Annotated in this window: 11 protein-coding genes, 3 tRNA genes and 2 pseudogenes; all 16 read left to right on the forward strand. The window is 60.0% G+C overall.

The genetic code is table 11. The features are described 5' to 3' along the window. Nucleotides 1–32 precede the first annotated feature (32 nt). The 16 genes and pseudogenes from RHM58_RS19490 (at nucleotide 33) to RHM58_RS19565 (ending at nucleotide 18,137) form a co-directional block, all read left to right on the forward strand. The gene (locus RHM58_RS19490; RefSeq protein WP_201202292.1) at nucleotides 33–593 is read left to right on the forward strand and encodes a CvpA family protein; all 561 of its coding nucleotides are present in this window, start codon (nucleotides 33–35) and stop codon (nucleotides 591–593) included. 41 nt (nucleotides 594–634) lie between these two features. Beyond that, nucleotides 635–2,140 (forward strand): amidophosphoribosyltransferase, encoded by a 1,506-nt coding sequence (gene purF, locus RHM58_RS19495; RefSeq protein ID WP_123425738.1) that lies wholly within the window; start codon nucleotides 635–637, stop codon nucleotides 2,138–2,140. Between the two features lie 64 nt (nucleotides 2,141–2,204). After that, nucleotides 2,205–3,417 (forward strand): annotated as a pseudogene (locus RHM58_RS19500) (O-succinylhomoserine sulfhydrylase). Beyond that, nucleotides 3,414–4,190, forward strand: a complete 777-nt coding sequence (locus RHM58_RS19505) for an SDR family oxidoreductase (protein ID WP_322267901.1) — start codon at nucleotides 3,414–3,416, stop codon at nucleotides 4,188–4,190. The pseudogene RHM58_RS19500 and the gene RHM58_RS19505 overlap by 4 nt, the downstream one beginning before the upstream one ends. 259 nt (nucleotides 4,191–4,449) lie before the next feature. Then, nucleotides 4,450–4,525, forward strand: a tRNA-Val gene (locus RHM58_RS19510). A gap of 55 nt (nucleotides 4,526–4,580) precedes the next feature. Then, nucleotides 4,581–4,657: transfer RNA gene (locus RHM58_RS19515), tRNA-Asp, on the forward strand. A 93-nt stretch (nucleotides 4,658–4,750) separates the two neighbouring features. Beyond that, nucleotides 4,751–4,827: transfer RNA gene (locus RHM58_RS19520), tRNA-Asp, on the forward strand. A 394-nt stretch (nucleotides 4,828–5,221) separates the two neighbouring features. Continuing rightward, nucleotides 5,222–5,731 (forward strand): sigma-70 family RNA polymerase sigma factor, encoded by a 510-nt coding sequence (locus RHM58_RS19525; protein WP_322267902.1) that lies wholly within the window; start codon nucleotides 5,222–5,224, stop codon nucleotides 5,729–5,731. Further along, nucleotides 5,728–6,678: a FecR domain-containing protein gene (locus RHM58_RS19530; protein ID WP_322267903.1), complete on the forward strand. Its 951-nt coding sequence runs from the start codon at nucleotides 5,728–5,730 to the stop codon at nucleotides 6,676–6,678. The genes RHM58_RS19525 and RHM58_RS19530 overlap by 4 nt, the downstream gene beginning before the upstream one ends. 67 nt (nucleotides 6,679–6,745) lie before the next feature. Next, nucleotides 6,746–9,169 (forward strand): TonB-dependent receptor, encoded by a 2,424-nt coding sequence (locus RHM58_RS19535; RefSeq protein ID WP_201257024.1) that lies wholly within the window; start codon nucleotides 6,746–6,748, stop codon nucleotides 9,167–9,169. Nucleotides 9,170–9,515: 346 nt separating this feature from the next. Beyond that, nucleotides 9,516–10,893, forward strand: a pseudogene (locus RHM58_RS19540) (diaminobutyrate--2-oxoglutarate transaminase). Nucleotides 10,894–11,094: 201 nt separating this feature from the next. Then, nucleotides 11,095–12,876: an IucA/IucC family protein gene (locus RHM58_RS19545; RefSeq protein ID WP_322267904.1), complete on the forward strand. Its 1,782-nt coding sequence runs from the start codon at nucleotides 11,095–11,097 to the stop codon at nucleotides 12,874–12,876. Continuing rightward, nucleotides 12,869–14,080, forward strand: coding sequence for a type III PLP-dependent enzyme (locus RHM58_RS19550; RefSeq protein WP_322267905.1), 1,212 nt, complete (start codon nucleotides 12,869–12,871; stop codon nucleotides 14,078–14,080). The genes RHM58_RS19545 and RHM58_RS19550 overlap by 8 nt, the downstream gene beginning before the upstream one ends. Continuing rightward, nucleotides 14,077–15,492, forward strand: coding sequence for a DHA2 family efflux MFS transporter permease subunit (locus RHM58_RS19555; protein WP_322270868.1), 1,416 nt, complete (start codon nucleotides 14,077–14,079; stop codon nucleotides 15,490–15,492). Before RHM58_RS19550 ends, RHM58_RS19555 begins: the two co-directional genes overlap by 4 nt. An 18-nt stretch (nucleotides 15,493–15,510) precedes the next feature. Further along, nucleotides 15,511–17,370 (forward strand): IucA/IucC family protein, encoded by a 1,860-nt coding sequence (locus tag RHM58_RS19560; protein ID WP_322267906.1) that lies wholly within the window; start codon nucleotides 15,511–15,513, stop codon nucleotides 17,368–17,370. After that, complete coding sequence (locus tag RHM58_RS19565) at nucleotides 17,364–18,137, forward strand: HpcH/HpaI aldolase family protein (protein WP_322267907.1); 774 nt, start codon at nucleotides 17,364–17,366, stop codon at nucleotides 18,135–18,137. The genes RHM58_RS19560 and RHM58_RS19565 overlap by 7 nt, the downstream gene beginning before the upstream one ends. Nucleotides 18,138–18,140: the final 3 nt, after the last annotated feature.

Consider the following 18,140-nt stretch of genomic DNA (forward strand, 5'->3'; position numbering starts at 1 on the left):
ATGCGCCGCCTTATCTGTCTGTAGGCTGCACTGTGCCATTTACCTTGGTTGACTGGGCGATCGTTGCAATCGTCGCCATCTCCGCATTGATCAGTTTGAGCCGCGGCTTCGTCAAAGAAGCATTATCGCTGGTGACCTGGATCATCGCAGGAGTCGTCGCCTGGATGTTCGGTGGTTCATTGTCCGAGTACCTCGGCGGGTACATCGAAACGCCTTCGGCTCGTGTGATCACGGGCTGCGCCATCATGTTTGTCGCCACGTTAATCGTAGGCGCAATGATCAATTATCTTATCGGCGAGTTGGTTCGCGTTACCGGGCTATCCGGGACCGATCGATTCCTCGGCATGGCCTTCGGCGCCGCGCGTGGCGTGTTGCTGGTGGTCGTGGCGGTCGGGCTGTTGAGCCTGGGGCCGGTACAGCAGGACGGCTGGTGGAAAGAATCACAGCTCGTGCCAAAATTTTTATTGGTCGCAGACTGGTCCAAAAACCTGATTCTTGGGTGGAGCAGTCAGTGGCTTGCCAGCGGTATCAGCGTACCCGCTGAATTACCGTTCAAGGAACACCTCTTTCCGACGGCCAAAACGCCTCAGTGAGTTGTGTTCAGTTCAGATCCATTAAGTAGGGGTTGCGTCGCATGTGTGGCATCGTCGGTATCGTCGGTAAGTCGAACGTCAATCAGGCGCTGTATGACGCGCTAACCGTGCTCCAGCACCGCGGCCAGGACGCTGCCGGTATCGTGACCAGCCATGATGGCCGGTTATTCCTGCGCAAGGACAATGGCCTGGTGCGTGACGTGTTCCATCAGCGTCACATGCAGCGCCTGGTCGGCCACATGGGCATTGGCCATGTGCGTTATCCGACCGCAGGCAGCTCGACTTCGGCCGAAGCTCAACCGTTTTACGTCAACTCGCCTTACGGCATCACGTTGGCGCACAACGGTAACCTGACCAACGTTGAACAATTGGCCAAGGAGATTTACGAATCTGACCTGCGCCACGTCAACACCAACTCCGATTCGGAAGTACTGCTCAACGTGTTCGCTCACGAGCTGGCCCAGCGCGGCAAGTTGCAGCCAACCGAAGAAGACGTATTCGCTGCCGTGACTGACGTGCACAACCGTTGCGTCGGTGGTTACGCGGTCGTGGCGATGGTGACCGGTTACGGCATCGTTGGTTTCCGCGACCCGCACGGCATCCGTCCGATCGTCTTCGGCCAGCGTCACACCGACGAAGGCGTCGAGTACATGATCGCCTCCGAAAGCGTGTCCCTGGACGTGCTCGGTTTCACCCTGATTCGCGACCTGGCACCGGGCGAAGCGGTCTACATCACTGAAGACGGCAAGCTGCACACCCGTCAGTGCGCGACCAACCCGTCCCTGACCCCGTGCATCTTCGAACACGTCTACCTGGCGCGTCCGGACTCGATCATCGATGGCGTTTCGGTCTACAAGGCCCGTCTGCGCATGGGTGAGAAACTCGCCGAGAAGATCCTGCGCGAGCGTCCAGAGCACGACATCGACGTGGTCATCCCGATTCCGGACACCAGCCGCACCGCGGCCCTGGAGCTAGCGAACCACTTGGGCGTCAAGTTCCGCGAAGGCTTCGTGAAGAACCGCTACATCGGCCGGACCTTCATCATGCCGGGCCAGGCTGCGCGGAAAAAATCCGTACGCCAGAAGCTCAATGCCATCGAACTGGAATTCCGCGGCAAGAACGTGATGCTGGTGGACGACTCGATCGTTCGCGGCACCACGTGCAAGCAGATCATCCAGATGGCCCGTGAAGCTGGCGCGAAAAACGTCTACTTCTGCTCCGCAGCGCCAGCCGTTCGCTACCCGAACGTCTACGGCATCGACATGCCAAGTGCTCACGAACTGATCGCCCACAACCGTTCGACCCAGGACGTGGCTGATCTGATCGGCGCCGACTGGTTGATCTATCAGGACTTGCCTGACTTGATCGAAGCGGTCGGTGGCGGCAAGATCAAGATCGAGAACTTCGATTGCGCGGTGTTTGACGGCAAGTACGTCACCGGCGACGTCGACGAGGCTTACCTGAACAAGATCGAGCAGGCGCGCAACGATGCCTCCAAGGTCAAGACACAGGCAGTCAGTGCGATCATTGATCTGTATAACAACTGAGTAACTACCGGCCCTGAGGGGCCGGTTTTGTATCTACTAAAAGAGCAAGGCAAGGAGTGACAGCATGAGTCAGGATTGGGATGCCGGTCGGCTGGACAGCGACCTCGATGGCGTAGCGTTCGATACCCTGGCCGTACGCGCCGGTCAACACCGTACGCCGGAAGGCGAACACGGTGATCCGATGTTCTTCACTTCCAGCTACGTGTTCCGTACCGCTGCCGACGCGGCGGCACGCTTCTCCGGTGAAGTGCCGGGCAACGTTTACTCGCGCTACACCAACCCGACCGTGCGTGCGTTCGAAGAACGTATCGCCGCGCTGGAAAGCGCCGAGCAAGCGGTGGCCACTGCCACTGGCATGGCCGCGATCATGGCGGTGGTGATGAGCCTGTGCAGCGCCGGTGACCACGTGCTGGTTTCGCGCAGCGTGTTCGGCTCGACCATCAGTCTGTTCGAGAAGTACTTCAAGCGTTTTGGCGTCGAAGTCGACTACGTACCTCTGGCGGACCTGTCCGGCTGGGATGCTGCGATCAAGGCCAACACCAAATTGCTGTTCGTCGAATCGCCGTCCAACCCACTGGCCGAGTTGGTGGATATCGCCGAACTGTCGAAAATCGCTCACGCCAAAGGTGCGATGCTGGTGGTCGACAACTGCTTCTGCACGCCTGCCTTGCAACAGCCGCTGAAACTGGGCGCCGACATCGTCGTGCACTCGGCGACCAAGTTCATCGAGCGGCCAGGGCCGTTGCATGGGTGGCGTCGTGGCTGGTCGCAGCGAACAGATGAAAGAAATCGTCGGTTTCCTGCGCACCGCCGGGCCGACCCTGAGCCCATTCAATGCCTGGATCTTCCTCAAGGGCCTCGAAACCCTGAACCTGCGCATGAAGGCGCACTGCGCCAACGCTCAGCAACTGGCCGAATGGCTGGAACAGCAGGACGGCATCGAGAAAGTCCACTACGCCGGCCTCAAGAGCCATCCGCAGCACGAACTGGCCCAGCGTCAGCAGAAAGGCTTCGGTGCGGTCGTAAGTTTTGAAGTCAAGGGCGGCAAAGAGGGCGCCTGGCGCTTTATCGACGCAACCCGACTGATTTCCATCACCGCCAACCTCGGCGACACCAAGACCACCATCACTCACCCGAGCACTACCTCTCACGGCCGTCTGGCGCCGCAAGAACGTGAAGCCGCGGGCATCCGTGACAGCCTGATTCGTGTTGCGGTCGGCCTGGAAGACGTAGCAGACCTGCAAGCCGATCTGGCGCGCGGGTTGGCTGCCTTGTGATCGAGTTGGCCACGCCGGCTACGGGCACCCATGGCCGCGTTGCGCTGGTCACCGGTGCCGCGCGCGGTATCGGCCTGGGCATCGCGGCCTGGCTAATCAGCGAAGGCTGGCAGGTGGTGTTGACGGACCTGGACCGCGTGCGGGGTTCGAAAGTGGCGAAGGTGCTGGGCGACAATGCCTGGTTCATCGCCATGGACGTCTCGAACGAAGGGCAGGTGGCGCTGGGCGTCGCCGAGGTGCTGGGGCAGTTCGGGCGTCTGGATGCGTTGGTGTGCAATGCGGCAGTCGCCGATCCGCACAACATCACCCTGGAAAGCCTCGATCTGGCCTACTGGAATCGTGTGTTGGCAGTGAATCTCAGTGGGCCGATGTTGCTGGCCAAGCACTGTGCGCCGTACCTGCGTGCTCACAACGGCGCAATCGTCAACCTGGCCTCGACCCGTGCCGGGCAGTCGGAACCTGACACAGAGGCTTATGCGGCGAGCAAGGGTGGCCTGTTGGCCCTGACTCACGCATTGGCGATCAGTCTGGGGCCGGAAATCCGCGTCAATGCGGTCAGTCCGGGCTGGATCGATGCACGGGACCCGTCAGTACGGCGTGCCGAACCGCTGACCGATGCCGACCATGCCCAGCATCCGGCGGGCAGGGTAGGGACGGTCGAGGATGTGGCGGCGATGGTGGCTTGGTTGCTGTCCAGGAACGCCGGTTTCGTCACGGGCCAGGAATTCGTGGTCGATGGCGGCATGACCAAGAAGATGATTTACAGCGAATAATGTGAGGAGGGGCAGCAGCTGTCAGCATTGATGTTGAATGTGCTGTCCTCATCGCGAGCAGGCTCGCTCCGACAGTAGACCGGGTTTCTTCTGGCAGAATGCATTTCCATTGTGGGAGCGAGCCTGCTCGCGAATGCGGTCTGACTGTTGCCGATGTCGTCGGGAATGACACGATTTTGTCTTTTTCAGAAAAACTTCAATCCTGCTATTGACTTAGGTTCGCTACCTGCGTAAATTTCGCGGCCTCGGAGATGCAAACGGGTGATTAGCTCAGCTGGGAGAGCGTCTGCCTTACAAGCAGAATGTCGGCGGTTCGATCCCGTCATCACCCACCACTTCCGAGAGTCTTGCGAAAGCAAGATGGAAGCTTTTAAAAGCCTCCACCGACGCGCAGCGGTAGTTCAGTCGGTTAGAATACCGGCCTGTCACGCCGGGGGTCGCGGGTTCGAGTCCCGTCCGCTGCGCCATATTACCGAAGCAGGTTTTTACCTTCTTCGAGATTGAAAAGCCTCGAAGCTTTCAGTCAGACGAGTTACTTGGGCGAAAGTCCAAAGCGATACGCAGCGGTAGTTCAGTCGGTTAGAATACCGGCCTGTCACGCCGGGGGTCGCGGGTTCGAGTCCCGTCCGCTGCGCCATATCTGCCTCAAGGCCCACTGAACGCCTTGGAGCTACGAAGAAAGCTGCTGGTAATGCCAGCGCCTTATTCGAGTCGATAGCAAAGACCCTGGTCGAAAGACCGGGGTTTTTTGTGTCTGCGATTTGGCTTTTCTCTTCCTTCCCCTGGTCCTCAGGGATTCGCCTCCGCCAACCAAGCGCGGATGTGCAATGAATTCTGACGCTTCCCGAAGATTTTCCTCAATGCCCCGCAGCCCTGATTAACCGGTGCCTGCACGCCCGAACTACCCGGTGGTATTACCTTTTTTCAAGTATTTACTGGGTGTAAACCGCACAAAGCACTTGGTTTGAAGTCTCAACACTAATTAGAATGAGTCGCATTTAAAATATTTCTTCGCGCAGGGTTTTCTTTAGATGAGTGATGCAGCGATGCCGACGGGGCAAACCTTCCACGACCTGTACCGCGACCATCGTGGCTGGCTCGAAAGCTGGTTGAGACGACGCATGAGCAATGGCCATGATGCGGCGGACCTCAGCCAGGATACGTTTGTGCGTTTACTCGCCAGTTCCCAGCGCATTGCTGACCTGCAAGAACCTCGCGCCTACCTGGCAACAGTCGGTAAACGGCTGCTGACCAATTTCTACAAGCGCCGAAGCCTGGAACAAGCCTACCTCAGTGCGCTGGCATTGCTGCCTGAGGACTGCGTGCCGTCCCCCGAGCAGCGCTGGATTCTGCTGGAAACCCTGCAGGCCCTGGACGAATTGCTCGATGGATTGCCACGCCCGGTGCGACGGGCGTTTCTCTGGAGCCAACTGGAAGGCCTGGGCTATCAAGAGATCGCCGAGCGCCTGCAAGTCTCGGAACGCACGATCAAGCGCTACATGGCTCAAGCCTATGAGCATTGTCTGCTGGTGGGGCTGTGATCGGTTCGGCACCGTCGGCCGAAGCCCGCCAAGTCGTGCGGGCCGCTGCGCAGTGGTTGGCGCTCATGGAGTCCGGCTCCGCCAATGAGCGCGATCATGCCGAGCTGCAGAGCTGGCGCGATAGTCATTCCAGTCACGAACAAGCCTGGCAAAAAGCTCAACTCTTGCGCCAACGCTTCGCCGACCTGCCATCGGCTCTGGCCATGGCCAGTCTGGATCGGCCGCAAACCAGTCGACGCACCGTCCTCAAGCGCGCTGTCGGCGCGGTGGCGCTGGTGCCGGCAGCGTGGCTGATCAGTCGACAATTGCCTTTGGATGTCTGGCGCGCTGATCTGCGGACTGCGACCGGGGAGGGCAAAAAAGTCCAGTTGGCCGATGGCAGCTCGCTGCAATTGAACACGGCGAGTGCCGTCGACATCAACCTGAAGAATCGGCGGCTGAAACTCGTAGAAGGCGAGATAGCGCTAAAAGTCCCCGGCACCTCGCCGTTGACGATCCAGACGCACTTCGGGGACGTCGTGGTCAGTCAGAGCGAAGTGTGTGTTCGTCAGGGCCAGTCGGGCTGCAAAGTCTCTGTGCTCAACGGCACGGTGCAGTTGCAGCCATTGCGCGGGCCGGTCTTTTCGTTGCGCGGTGGTCAGCAAGTGAGCCTTCTGGCGGCGGGTGCTGGCAACGTGGAGCCATTCGACGTACTCGCCCCAGGCTGGCGCGACGGCGTGCTGATGGCGCAAAACCAGCCCTTGGGGGATTTTCTGCGGGAGCTCAGCACCTATCGCCCGGGCATCTTGCGCTGGGAGCCAGAATTGGAGTCCCTGCGCGTCACTGGCAGTTTTCGTCTGGAGGACACTGGTCGCGTTCTGGCGCTGTTGGCGGCCAGCCTGCCGTTGGAGGTGCATTCGCGTACGCGTTATTGGGTAACGCTGCTGCCGCGCAAAAATATTGTTTAAAGCCTGTCCCCTTTTTTCGCGTCGCTTGTCATTCAAGGCAAGTGAAACGAAATCAGAGAGATTATCAATGCCCGTAGTGATGCCCTGCAGTACGCGTCTGGCTTCTTCCAGGCTACGCCCGTTGTTGCGCTTGAGTCTGTTGTTGAGTTTGAGTGCCTGCCCGTTGTTCATCACGGCCGGTTGGGCTGACGACGCATCTCGACGCAGTTATCAGGTGCCGGCCGGCAGCCTCAGTGCAGCGCTGACTCGTTTCGCCGGGCTGGCCGGGGTCAACCTGTCAGTGGACCCGACGCTGGTGGGTGGTCGCACCAGTCCTGGTCTTACTGGCGAATTCGCGGTCGAGGAGGGTTTCGCCCAACTGCTGCAAGGTTCCGGTCTGCAACTTCAGTCGGTGGGTGAGCAGGCGTACATCCTGACCCCAGCGCCAGAGGGCGGCAGCCTGCAACTGGCCCCTACCTCGATTCTCGGTGCCACCGGTTCGGCAGACGGCGAAGCGTTTGCCGGTGGCCAGGTCGCACGCAAGGGCTCGCAGGGCTTGCTGGGTTCGAAAGACTTCATGGAAACGCCGTTCAGCATGACCACCTACACCAGCGAGGCGGTCAAAAACCTGCAAGCCCGCACCTTGGGTGACCTGGTCGCCAGTGATCCGTCGGTTCGCGCGACCAACCCGGCGGGTGGCCGCTATGAGCAGTTCACCATTCGCGGGCTCAGCCTGTTCAACAGCGATGTTTCCTACAACGGCCTCTATGGCGTCTTGCCGACGTATACGATCGACATGGAGATGGCCGACCGCGTCGACATCCTCAAAGGCCCGAGCCAGCTGATCAACGGCATCTCGCCGCGTGGCAGCGTCGGGGGAGGGATCAACGTGGTGCCCAAGCACGCCACCGACAAGCCCATCACTTCGTTCACCACCAGCTACGCCTCCAACAACCAGGTCGGTGGTGCCGTGGATGTCGGCCGTCGTTTTGGTGAAGATGACAAGTTCGGTATTCGGTTCAATGGCGTGAAGCAGTCCGGTGACACCGAATGGGATCACCAGAGTGTCGATCGAGAGATGGCCGTGCTGGGTCTGGATTTTCGTGGTGACCGCCTGCGGCTCTCGACGGACATCGGGCACACCGAGCGCGATACCGATGCCCCGCAGGAACGTGTGATAGTCGGCGCCAACGCGCAGGTTCCCCATGCCAGCGAAGTGCGCAGCAACTATGCGCAACCCTGGAGCAAGGCGCGGACCAAAGACACCTTCGGCACGGTGAACGGCGAGTTCGATGTCAGCGATTCGGTCATGCTTTATGGCGGTGTGGGCGCGCGCAAGAGTAATCATGACTTCCTCCGTCATGCCGTTACGGTTACCAACGATGCGGGCGATTTCAGCGTTCAACCCCGTGACTTCACCCGTGACGAAAATGTCCGGACGGCCAACGCGGGCGTGCGCAACTGGTTCCATACCGGCTCGGTGAGCCATGAAGTCAACCTGGCGGCCAGCTACTTCTACATGGACTTCGAAAACGGCGGCGCCCGTTATGCCTCGGCTCCCAGCAACCTCTACGATCCGGTGGAAACCCCAACGCCTAATATCGCCACCCGACAGGACTCGAAGGTCTACACCGAAAACCGCTTCAGCGGCGTGGCGTTGTCCGACACCTTGGGCTTCTTCGATGACCGCGTGCTGCTGACCCTCGGTGCCCGCTGGCAGCGGGTGAAGGTGGACGACTGGACCGATAACGTCAAAGGCGACACCGCCTACGACGAGGAAAAGGTTTCTCCATCGGGTGGCATCCTGTTCAAGGCTACCGACAAGCTGTCGCTGTACGCCAACTACATGGAAGGCCTGAGCCAGGGCAAGATCGCGCCGTCGACCTCGGTGAACGAAGACGAGATCTTCCCGCCGTTCATCAGCCGGCAGGTCGAGGTCGGTGCCAAATATGACGCGGGTCCGTTCGCGGTCACGGCGGCGGTGTTCCGGATCAAGCAGCCGGCCTACGAGACCAACGCCACGACGCGGGTCTTCGGTCCGAACGGCAAGCGCGAAAACACCGGTGTGGAAGTGAGCGTGTTCGGCGAACCGCTTGACGGTTTCCGCCTGCTCGGCGGGGTCATGTACATCGACAGTGAGTTGAAAAACACCACCAACGGCACCTTCGACGGTAACCGCGCACCGGCCACGCCGAAATACAACGTCAACCTGGGCGCCGAGTATGACGTGCGGTCCGTACAGGGCCTGACCCTGACCAGCCGCGCGATCTATTCCAGCTCGCAATATCTGGACCAGTCCAACGTCAAGGAAATCGACGCCTGGACGCGTATGGATGTCGGCGCCCGCTACGCGTTCAAGGTCGACGAAAAGAACGTCACCCTGCGAGGCAATATCGAAAACGTGGCGAACAAACGCTACTGGAGTTCGGCCGGTGCCTCGGATGACAGCGAGCCTGGATTGACGCTCTCGACCCCACGAACCTACCTCCTGTCGGCGACTGTCGACTTCTGATTCGATTCAACGTGCGTTGCGCCACAGGAAGGGCGCCGCCGTGTTGTTTCTTCAGCTGAATACTTTAGAGGAAGAATCCATGATGAACGATCGCGATAATTATCTATAAGTTAATGCCCATTCGAAGGTACTAACAAAGTTATCAGTTTTATAACAAAAACATGGCCGGGTAATGGCACTGATGATCGCCTTTTCAAGTTTGAATAACTTGCGAAGTTGTGTGCGTGAACGGTTTTAACGAGCGATTATCGAGTTATGTAAATATTCCGGAAAAGTGCAAGCGAACAGTTGCGTCATTTTGTAAATGGGAATAGTTTTCATATCGAAAGTTATCGAGGATAAACCGATGTTGAATGATGGCGTATTGCACTCTAATCCATTGCAAAAAACCAATGCCGACTATCTGGCTCGACAAAGCAAGTTCGAATCCAATGTGCGCAGTTATCCACGCAAGTTGCCTCTGGCAATCGCCAAGGCGCACGGACTTTGGGTCACTGATGTCGAAGGCAATACGTACCTCGACTGCCTGGCCGGCGCTGGCACGTTGGCCCTGGGGCATAATCACCCGGCCATCATGGCCAGCCTCGACAGTTTCCTCACCTCAGGCCTGCCGATGCACACCCTCGATCTGACCACTGTGGTCAAGGACGCCTTCAGCGAAACCCTGCTTAGCCTGTTGCCGAACCAGGGCCGTGATTACTGCCTGCAATTTTGCGGGCCGTCCGGGGCGGATGCGGTGGAGGCGGCGCTGAAACTGGCCAAGACCTACACCGGGCGCAACAACATCATCAGTTTCTCCGGGGCTTACCACGGCATGACCCACGGTGCCCTGGCCCTGACCGGTAACACCGGGCCGAAAAATGCCATCGCCAGCCTGATGCCCGGCGTGCAGTTCATGCCGTTTCCCCATGAATATCGTTGCCCGCTGGGCATTGGCGGTGAGGCCGGGGTCGAGGCCTTGACCCACTATTTCACCCAGTTCATCGAAGACGTCGAAAGCGGCGTGTCACTGCCGGCGGCGGTGATCCTTGAAGCGGTGCAGGGTGAGGGCGGGGTCAACTGTGCTCCGGCGAGCTGGCTGCGGGCGATCCGCGAGGTGACGCGCAAGCTACGGCATCCTGCTGATCCTCGACGAAGTGCAGACCGGCTTCGCCCGCACCGGCAAAATGTTTGCCTTCGAACATGCCGAGATCGAGCCGGACCTGATCGTCATGTCCAAAGCGCTCGGCGGCGGTTTGCCGATGGCGGTGCTGGGCATCCGGCGTGAATTCGACGCCTGGGAGCCCGGCAACCACGCCGGCACCTTCCGCGGCAATCAGATGGCCATGGCCACCGGGCTGGCCACATTGCAGGTGCTGCAACAGCAAAACCTGGCCGTCCAGGCCGAGCTCCGTGGCCAGTGGCTCAAGGACCGACTGGTCGAGTTGCAGGCGCATTATCCGGCCCTCGGCCAGGTACGCGGACGTGGCCTGATGTTGGGCATCGAGATCGTCGACGAGCGCCAGCCGGCTGACCGCCACGGGCATTTCCCGATGGACCCGGCGCTGGCCGTGGCCATTCAGCAACAGTGCTTCAAGCAAGGCCTGTTGCTGGAACGCGGCGGGCGTCAGGGCAATGTCATCCGCTTATTACCGCCACTGATTATCGACGAAGAACAATGCCGGCAAGTGATTCAGCGTTTTGATAACGCCGTGGCTGCTGCACTAATGCAGTTGCGTCCTTGAATGAATCAATCGAAGTTGCATTAGGAATCCCGCCGGGCTTCAGTTTCATGTCAATAACTTCGACAGTCGTTTGATTATTAAAAGGTTCGGCTAAGTGATGTCATTACCTGGGGCTTTGTCGTCCGATAAATCGGTCGACCAGCAACTAATTTTTCGCGATATAACGAATTCAGTGACCTCACGGGCTACTGTGGAGCACCCATGAATCATCCGAATCGCAGTGTTTTACCGAATATGGTCAGTGAATTGGCGACGTCGCACGCATTGCTTAATTGTTTGATCAAAGAGTTCGCCTTGCCGGAAAACTGCCTCAGTTATAGTTGGCCGGCGCAGATGCAAGGTATCGCCCCGGGCAGTTACCTCGAGGGCCTGGAATGGAAGGGCATTCCCCTGACCATCAGCCTGCCCAACCAGCAGCAGTTCTTTGTGATGGTGGACCGCCGCGATGGTCTCGGCAGTCACCGCTACCTGTCGGACGTCTATGCCCGGCGCGGTGAGGGCGACTGGGCGAGCCTCAGGTTTGCCGAGTTCGTCGAACAGTTGCTTGGCGCTTGTGAACACATGACCCGCGCCAGCAACGACGAGTTGCTCGATCAGGTGTTGCAAAGCCAGTTGCTGACCGCCGCCATCGTCGGCCACAACACACCGATGGACGCGGACCCGCTCAGCGGTTACCTGGCCAGCGAGCAGGGCTTGTGGTTTGGTCACCCGAACCACCCGGCACCCAAGGCGCGGCTGTGGCCCGCGCACCTGGCCCAGGAAACCTATGCCCCGGAATTCCAGGCGCGAACGCCGTTGCATCTGTTCGAGGTGCCACTGGAAGGGTTGAGCGTCGGCGCCAACGGCTTGAGCAAAGCCCAAGTGTTGGCCGGTTTTGCCGATCAGTCGCAGGCTCGGCCCGGGTACGCAGTGATCTGCATGCACCCGGTGCAGGCGCAGTTGTTCATGCAGGACGGCCGGGTGCAGCGTCTGCTGAAATCCGCGGCCATCGTCGACCTGGGCGCCACCGGCCTGATGGCCAACCCGACGGCGTCGATTCGTACCTGGTACATCGAGGGCCATGAGTTTTTCATCAAGGGCTCGCTGAACGTGCGTATCACCAATTGCGTACGGAAAAACGCCTGGTACGAGTTGGAAAGTGCGCTGATGATCGACCGCATTTTCCGCAACCTGCAACTGACCCAGCCCGAGACCCTCGGCGGGTTGTCGGTGGTGGCCGAGCCGGGCCTGTTGAGCTGGGCACCGCAGCAGGCCAGCGAAGCCGATAGCCATTGGTTCCGTGAACAGACCGGGGCAATCCTGCGCGAGAACTTCTGCCTCGACACCGGCACCGACAGCAGCATCATGGCAGGCACGCTGTTCGCCCGAGGCCTGCATCTGCGCCCCTTGGTCCATGAGTTCCTGACCCGCTTCAACGGTAACGACCTCCACGACCAACAGCTGTTGAGCTGGTTCGACGACTATCAGGCGCTGCTGCTGCGACCGGTGCTGGCGCTGTTCTTCAACCACGGCATCGTCATGGAACCGCACCTGCAAAACAGTGTGCTGGTGCATGACAACGGTCGCCCGCAACGCTTGCTGTTGCGGGATTTCGAAGGGGTAAAACTGACCGAGGAGCTTGGTACTTCGCGGATCGACACTGACGTTCATCCTCGGGTCCGTGAGTCGTTGCTCTATTCCCGCCAGCAAGGCTGGAACCGCATCGTCTACTGCTTGTTCGTCAACAACCTGTCCGAGGCGGTGCTGGCCCTGAGTTGGGAGCGTCCGCACCTGGCGCCGCTGATGTGGCAGCGGGTCGAGCAGCAGTTGATCAGCATCCGCGCTGAGTTGTCCCGTGCTGCGCCGGAGCTGGATGCGCTGATCGCCGGTCAGCCGATTGCTTGCAAAACCAACCTGAAAGTTCGCCTGGCGGCCAAGGCTGATCGCCAGGCTGGCTACGTCACTCTGATGTCTCCGTGGGGCAAGGAGGCCAAGCATGGATAAGTTGCCCGCAACGGTGCTGGCCGCCATCGACGAAGCCCGCACGCAACAGGTCGACCCGCTGGCGCTGTTTATCTACGACCTGGATGCGTTGAAACAGCACGTCACCCAGGTGATGGCGGCACTCCCCGAAGGCGTGGAGTTGTACTACGCGATCAAGGCCAACAGTGAGCCGCAGATCCTCGCCACCGTGGCGCCGCTGGTGCACGGGTTCGAGATTTCCTCCGGCGGTGAGATTGATCGTCTCCAGGCTTGCCCGACGCGCAAACCGTTCATCTTCTCCGGCCCCGGCAAACTTGATTCCGATCTGCGTTCGGCGCTGGAAAACCAGGTCGAAGCGATTCATATCGAAAGCCTGAACGAAATCGTGCGCCTGCAACGGTTGGCGCTGGAAGTGGGGTGGGTGCAGGACGTGTTGCTGCGGATTAACCCGGAACTGCCGTCGCCGCTGTCGAGCAAACTGGCGATGGCCGGCACCGCCACTCCATTCGGGATCGACGAGTCGGACCTGGCCCGGGCGGTGAGTTGGGTCGATAACGCCAGCCACCTGCGGCTCAAGGGTTTCCATGTGCACGCGATGTCCCATCAGTCGCTGGTGGAACGCCACGAACAACTGCTCGATCTGTACCTGGAGCGCTGGCCGCAATGGAAGGCCTTGTCGGCCAATCCGGCAACGATCACCCACCTCAATGTCGGCGGCGGCATCGGCGTTAATTACCTGGGCCCGCAGCAGTTCGATTGGCAACGCTTGTGCGTGCATCTGGGCGAATCCCTGGCGGCATGTGCCGATGCGCCGATCGTGCGCTTTGAGCCCGGTCGTTTCATCAGCGCTTATTGCGGCTACTACGCCATCGAAGTGCTGGACACCAAAACCAGTCACGGCAAGCACTTCCTGGTCTGTCGCGGTGGCACCCATCAGTTCCGTTTGCCGGTGGCCCAAGGGCACGATCACCCGGTCATTCACCTGCCCAGGCTCCACGCAATACCGGGCGCGATGGAGCAGAACTGGACCGTGGTCGGGCAACTCTGTACGCCCAAGGATGTGCTGAGTCGCGATTGCCAACTGACCGGCGTTGAAGTCGGCGACATGCTGGTACTGCCACTGGCCGGGGCTTACGGCTACAACATTTCCCACGCCGATTTCCTCTGCCATCCGCGACCGCCGCAGCTGTTCGTGCAGGCTGCAGGAGCCGCATCTTGGGTTTGACCGTTGCCGTGCCGCGCTGGCTGGTGGTGGTCAATGTGCTGTTGGGCACCCTGACCGTCAGCCTCAACAACAGCTCGCTCAATCCGGCGTTGCCGGCGTTCATGAGTGCCTTCGACATCGGTCCGTTGCTGGCGACCTGGATCGTCGCCGCGTTCATGGTGAGCATGGGCATGACCATGCCGCTCACCAGTTTTCTCAGTCAGCGGGTAGGGCGCAAGCGTCTCTATCTGTGGGGCGTGGCGTTGTTTGTCTGCGGCTCGCTGATGGGCGCTTTCGCCAACTCCATTGCGTTGGTGATTACTGCTCGTGTGGTGCAAGGCATTGCCAGCGGGCTGATGATCCCGTTGTCGCTGGCGATCATTTTCTCGGTGTACGCCAAGGGTGAGCGCGGCCGGGTGACTGGCCTGTGGGGCGCGGCGGTGATGCTGGCGCCGGCGTTGGGCCCGTTGTGCGGCAGCCTGATGCTGGAGTGGTTCAGTTGGCGTTCACTGTTCCTGATGAACGTGCCGATCGGCATCGTCGCGCTGGTCCTCGGCGTGGCGGTACTGCCGGCGTCTGAAGCGTCGGAACGCAAACCGTTTGACCTGGCGGGCTACCTGCTGATTGCGGCGGGCATCGGCTTATTGATGGTCGCGGTGGGTCGTTTGCGTCACGCCGAAGCCCTGACCGATCCGCTCAACCTCGGCATGTTGCTGGCGGCGATCCTGTGTCTGATCGCGTTTGTGCGACTGGAACTGAACCGGACTTCGCCACTGCTCAATCTGCGGATCTTCGCCCTGCGCGGTTATCGCTTGAGCGTGATCATCGCGGTGGTGCAGTCGGTCGGCATGTTCGAGTGCCTGGTGTTGCTGCCGCTGCTGGTGCAGGTGGTGATGGGTTACAGCGCGATCTGGACGGGTTTGTCCCTGCTGTGCACGGCGGCGTTTGCCAGCCTGTTTGGGCACATCGGCGGCAGATGGCTGGATCGGCACGGGCCACGGGGCGTGGTGCTCTGGGGGCTGCTGCTGACCGGTGCCGCGACACTCGGCCTGGGCATGCTCGGGGCCGGCACGTCTATCGGTGTGGTGTTTTTCCTGATGATGGTTCGCGGCGCCGGGCTCGGTATGTCCTACATCCCCATCACCACCGCCGGGCTCAATGCGTTGCCCGAACCGATGGTCACCCAGGGCGCAGCGATGAACAACATTTCCCGACGCCTTGTGTCGTCACTGGCCATCGTCATCGCTTCGCTGTGGCTCGAGTTTCGTTTGGGGACCGGGGTTCATTCGGCAGGCACGTCGGGGGCTATCAGCGAAGTCTTCATGGCCACCGGCATCCTCGTTTTGCTGGCGCTGCCGTGCGCCTGGCGTTTTCCCGTTCACACATCCGACGAGCCGGACGAGGCACTGACCTCGGCCCTCGAACACCGTTAATTCTTTAATCGACAAGGTATGACAATGGCGACCTCTTCTCAGGCAACACATCAGGCTCCTGGCGTCTGGCTGGCCACCGCCGATACCCGACGCTATCAACAAGTAGAACAGCGGGTGGTCGGCCAACTGCTGCAAACCCTGCTTTACGAAAACGTGCTGCCGTACCGCCATTCACCGTTGTCAGGCAGCCAATACCGTTTTGTCGTCAGCGGCCTCGATGCACAGCAACAACTGGTGGAATATCACTGCACAGGCTTGCTCAGCGCCAGCTTCGAACTGATCCGCCTAGATTACTCCAGCCTTGAGCGCGTCGATGCCCAAGGCAAGCACAGCCAACCGCGCCTGCACCAAGCGCTGGCCGAACTGTTGAGCGATCTTCAAGACAGCCCGCACCTGCCACGTTTCACCCATGAACTGGAGCAAACCCTGCTCAAGGATCTGCAATCGCACAGTCAGGGTTATCAGGCCGAAAAGCCGCCGTATCAACTGGACGTCGATGCACTGGAACAGCACTTCATGGACGCCCACAGCTATCACCCTTGCTACAAATCGCGCATCGGCTTTTCGCTCAAGGACAACGCCAGTTACGGGCCAGAGTTCGCCGCGCCGGTCGCCATTGTCTGGCTGGCCGTGGCGAAAACCTGCGGGGCGATGAACATCTCCCGGCACCTGGAGTTCGACGGCTTTATCCAGCAGGAATTCGGCCTTCAACGTTGGCAGCAACTGGCCGAGAGCCTCACTGACCAAGGCAAGTCGCTGGGTGATTACTGGCTGATGCCGGTGCACCCATGGCAGTGGGAAAACGTCATCGTTCCGGTGTTCTATCCGGAACTGGTCAGCGGTGAGGTGATCCATCTGGGCACCACCGAGGATCGCTACCAGGCGCAGCAATCGATCCGCACCTTGGCCAACTCCACGGAAAAGCAGCGGCCTTACGTCAAGCTTGCGTTGAGCATGACCAACACTTCCAGCACCCGAATTCTGGCCCGACACACGGTGATGAACGGCCCGATCATCACCGATTGGCTGCACCAGTTGATCCGCAGCGACAGCACCGCCCGCGACCTGGGGTTTGTGATTCTTGGCGAGGTGGTTGGTGTCAGTTTTGACTACGACCACCTGCCTGCTACACGCATGTCCCAGGCCTACGGCACGATGGGCACCCTGTGGCGCGAAAGCATTCACCAGTACCTGGAAAGCGATGAGCAAGCCGTGCCGTTCAATGGTTTGAGCTCCGTGGACAATCGCTACGGCAGCGGTGAACAGACTCCGTTTGTCGATACGTGGATCAAGCAATATGGCCTGCATGCCTGGACCCGCCAACTGCTGCAAGTCGCGGTGTCGCCGATCATTCACATGCTCTACGCCGAAGGGATCGGAATGGAATCCCACGGTCAAAATATCGTCCTGATCGTCAAGCAGGGCTGGCCGCAACGGATTGCCCTGAAAGACTTCCACGACGGCGTGCGCTATTCGCCGCAGCACCTCGGGCGCCCCGAACTGAGCCCAACCCTGGTACCGCTGCCCGCCAGCCACGCCAAGCTCAACCGCAACTCGTTCATCCTCACCGACGACGTGGATGCAGTGCGCGACTTCTCTTGTGATTCGTTTTTCTTCATCGCCTTGGCCGAGATGGCGATCTTCCTGCACCAGCATTATCAACTCGAAGAATCCGAGTTCTGGCAGATGACTGCCGAGGTGATTACCGGCTACCAGGCCGAACATCCGCAGCACAGTGCGCGCTATGACGCGTTTGATGTGTTCGCGCCGTTCTACGAAGTCGAAGAATTGACCAAGCGCCGCTTGCTCGGCGATGGCGAACGTCGGTTCAAATCGGTGCCGAATCCGCTGCATGCGTTCCGGCCGCAATCATGCTGAGGACCAATCTGCTCAAACAGAAGCTCCGTCAGGGTGAGCCGGTCTACGGTCTGATCAGCTCGATCCCGGCACCGGCCGCCATCGAGTTGATTGCCGAGGCCGGTTTCGATTTCGTGATCATCGACATGGAACACGTGCTGATCAATCCCGAAACCGTGGAGAACATGATCCGCACCGCTGAGAGTTACGCGATCACGCCGCTGGTGCGGGTCGCGGACCTCAACCCGAAAACCCTGCTGCGCCTGCTCGATGGCGGCGCCCAGGGCATTGTGTTGCCGATGATCGAAGGTCCCGAGCCGTTGGCCGAAAGCATCCGCGCCTGCAAATACCATCCGCAGGGCAGCCGCAGCCTGAATGCCGGGCGCCCCGGTGCGTTTGGTAAGCACAGCCTGGCGGAATACATCGGGTTGGCCAACGAGCAAATCATGATCGTGGCGATGATCGAAAGCGCTGAAGGCGTACACCGTGCGGCGGAAATTGCCGGTGTGCCGGGCCTCGACATGATCCTCGAAGGCGCCGCCGATTTATCGCAATCGCTGGGCCTGCCCTGGCAGATCGACCGCCCCGAAGTGCAGCAAGCGCTGCTCGCCAGTTGGCAAGCGGCCAGTGCCGCAGGCGTGCCGTATTGCGCGATTCCACGCCAACCGGGCGACCACGAACGGTGGTTGGGCCGGGGCGTAAACAGTTTTGTTTTGGGTGACGAGCGTGGGATCGCTTTTCGTGCCCTCCAGGCCAGATTGGCCGCCACTTCAGCAGAAGGAAAATAATCG

The organism is Pseudomonas sp. 10S4 (assembly GCF_034344865.1).
Taxonomy (GTDB): Bacteria; Pseudomonadota; Gammaproteobacteria; order Pseudomonadales; family Pseudomonadaceae; genus Aquipseudomonas.

Bases quoted from the DNA above. Each gene is read 5' to 3' on its own strand.
- purF (WP_123425738.1), top strand. From the start codon at position 635: ATGTGTGGCATCGTCGGTATCGTCGGTAAGTCGAACGTCAATCAGGCG.
- RHM58_RS19525 (WP_322267902.1), top strand. From the start codon at position 5,222: ATGAGTGATGCAGCGATGCCGACGGGGCAAACCTTCCACGACCTGTAC.
- RHM58_RS19535 (WP_201257024.1), top strand. From the start codon at position 6,746: ATGCCCGTAGTGATGCCCTGCAGTACGCGTCTGGCTTCTTCCAGGCTA.
- RHM58_RS19545 (WP_322267904.1), top strand. From the start codon at position 11,095: ATGAATCATCCGAATCGCAGTGTTTTACCGAATATGGTCAGTGAATTG.
- RHM58_RS19550 (WP_322267905.1), top strand. From the start codon at position 12,869: ATGGATAAGTTGCCCGCAACGGTGCTGGCCGCCATCGACGAAGCCCGC.
- RHM58_RS19560 (WP_322267906.1), top strand. From the start codon at position 15,511: ATGACAATGGCGACCTCTTCTCAGGCAACACATCAGGCTCCTGGCGTC.
- RHM58_RS19565 (WP_322267907.1), top strand. From the start codon at position 17,364: ATGCTGAGGACCAATCTGCTCAAACAGAAGCTCCGTCAGGGTGAGCCG.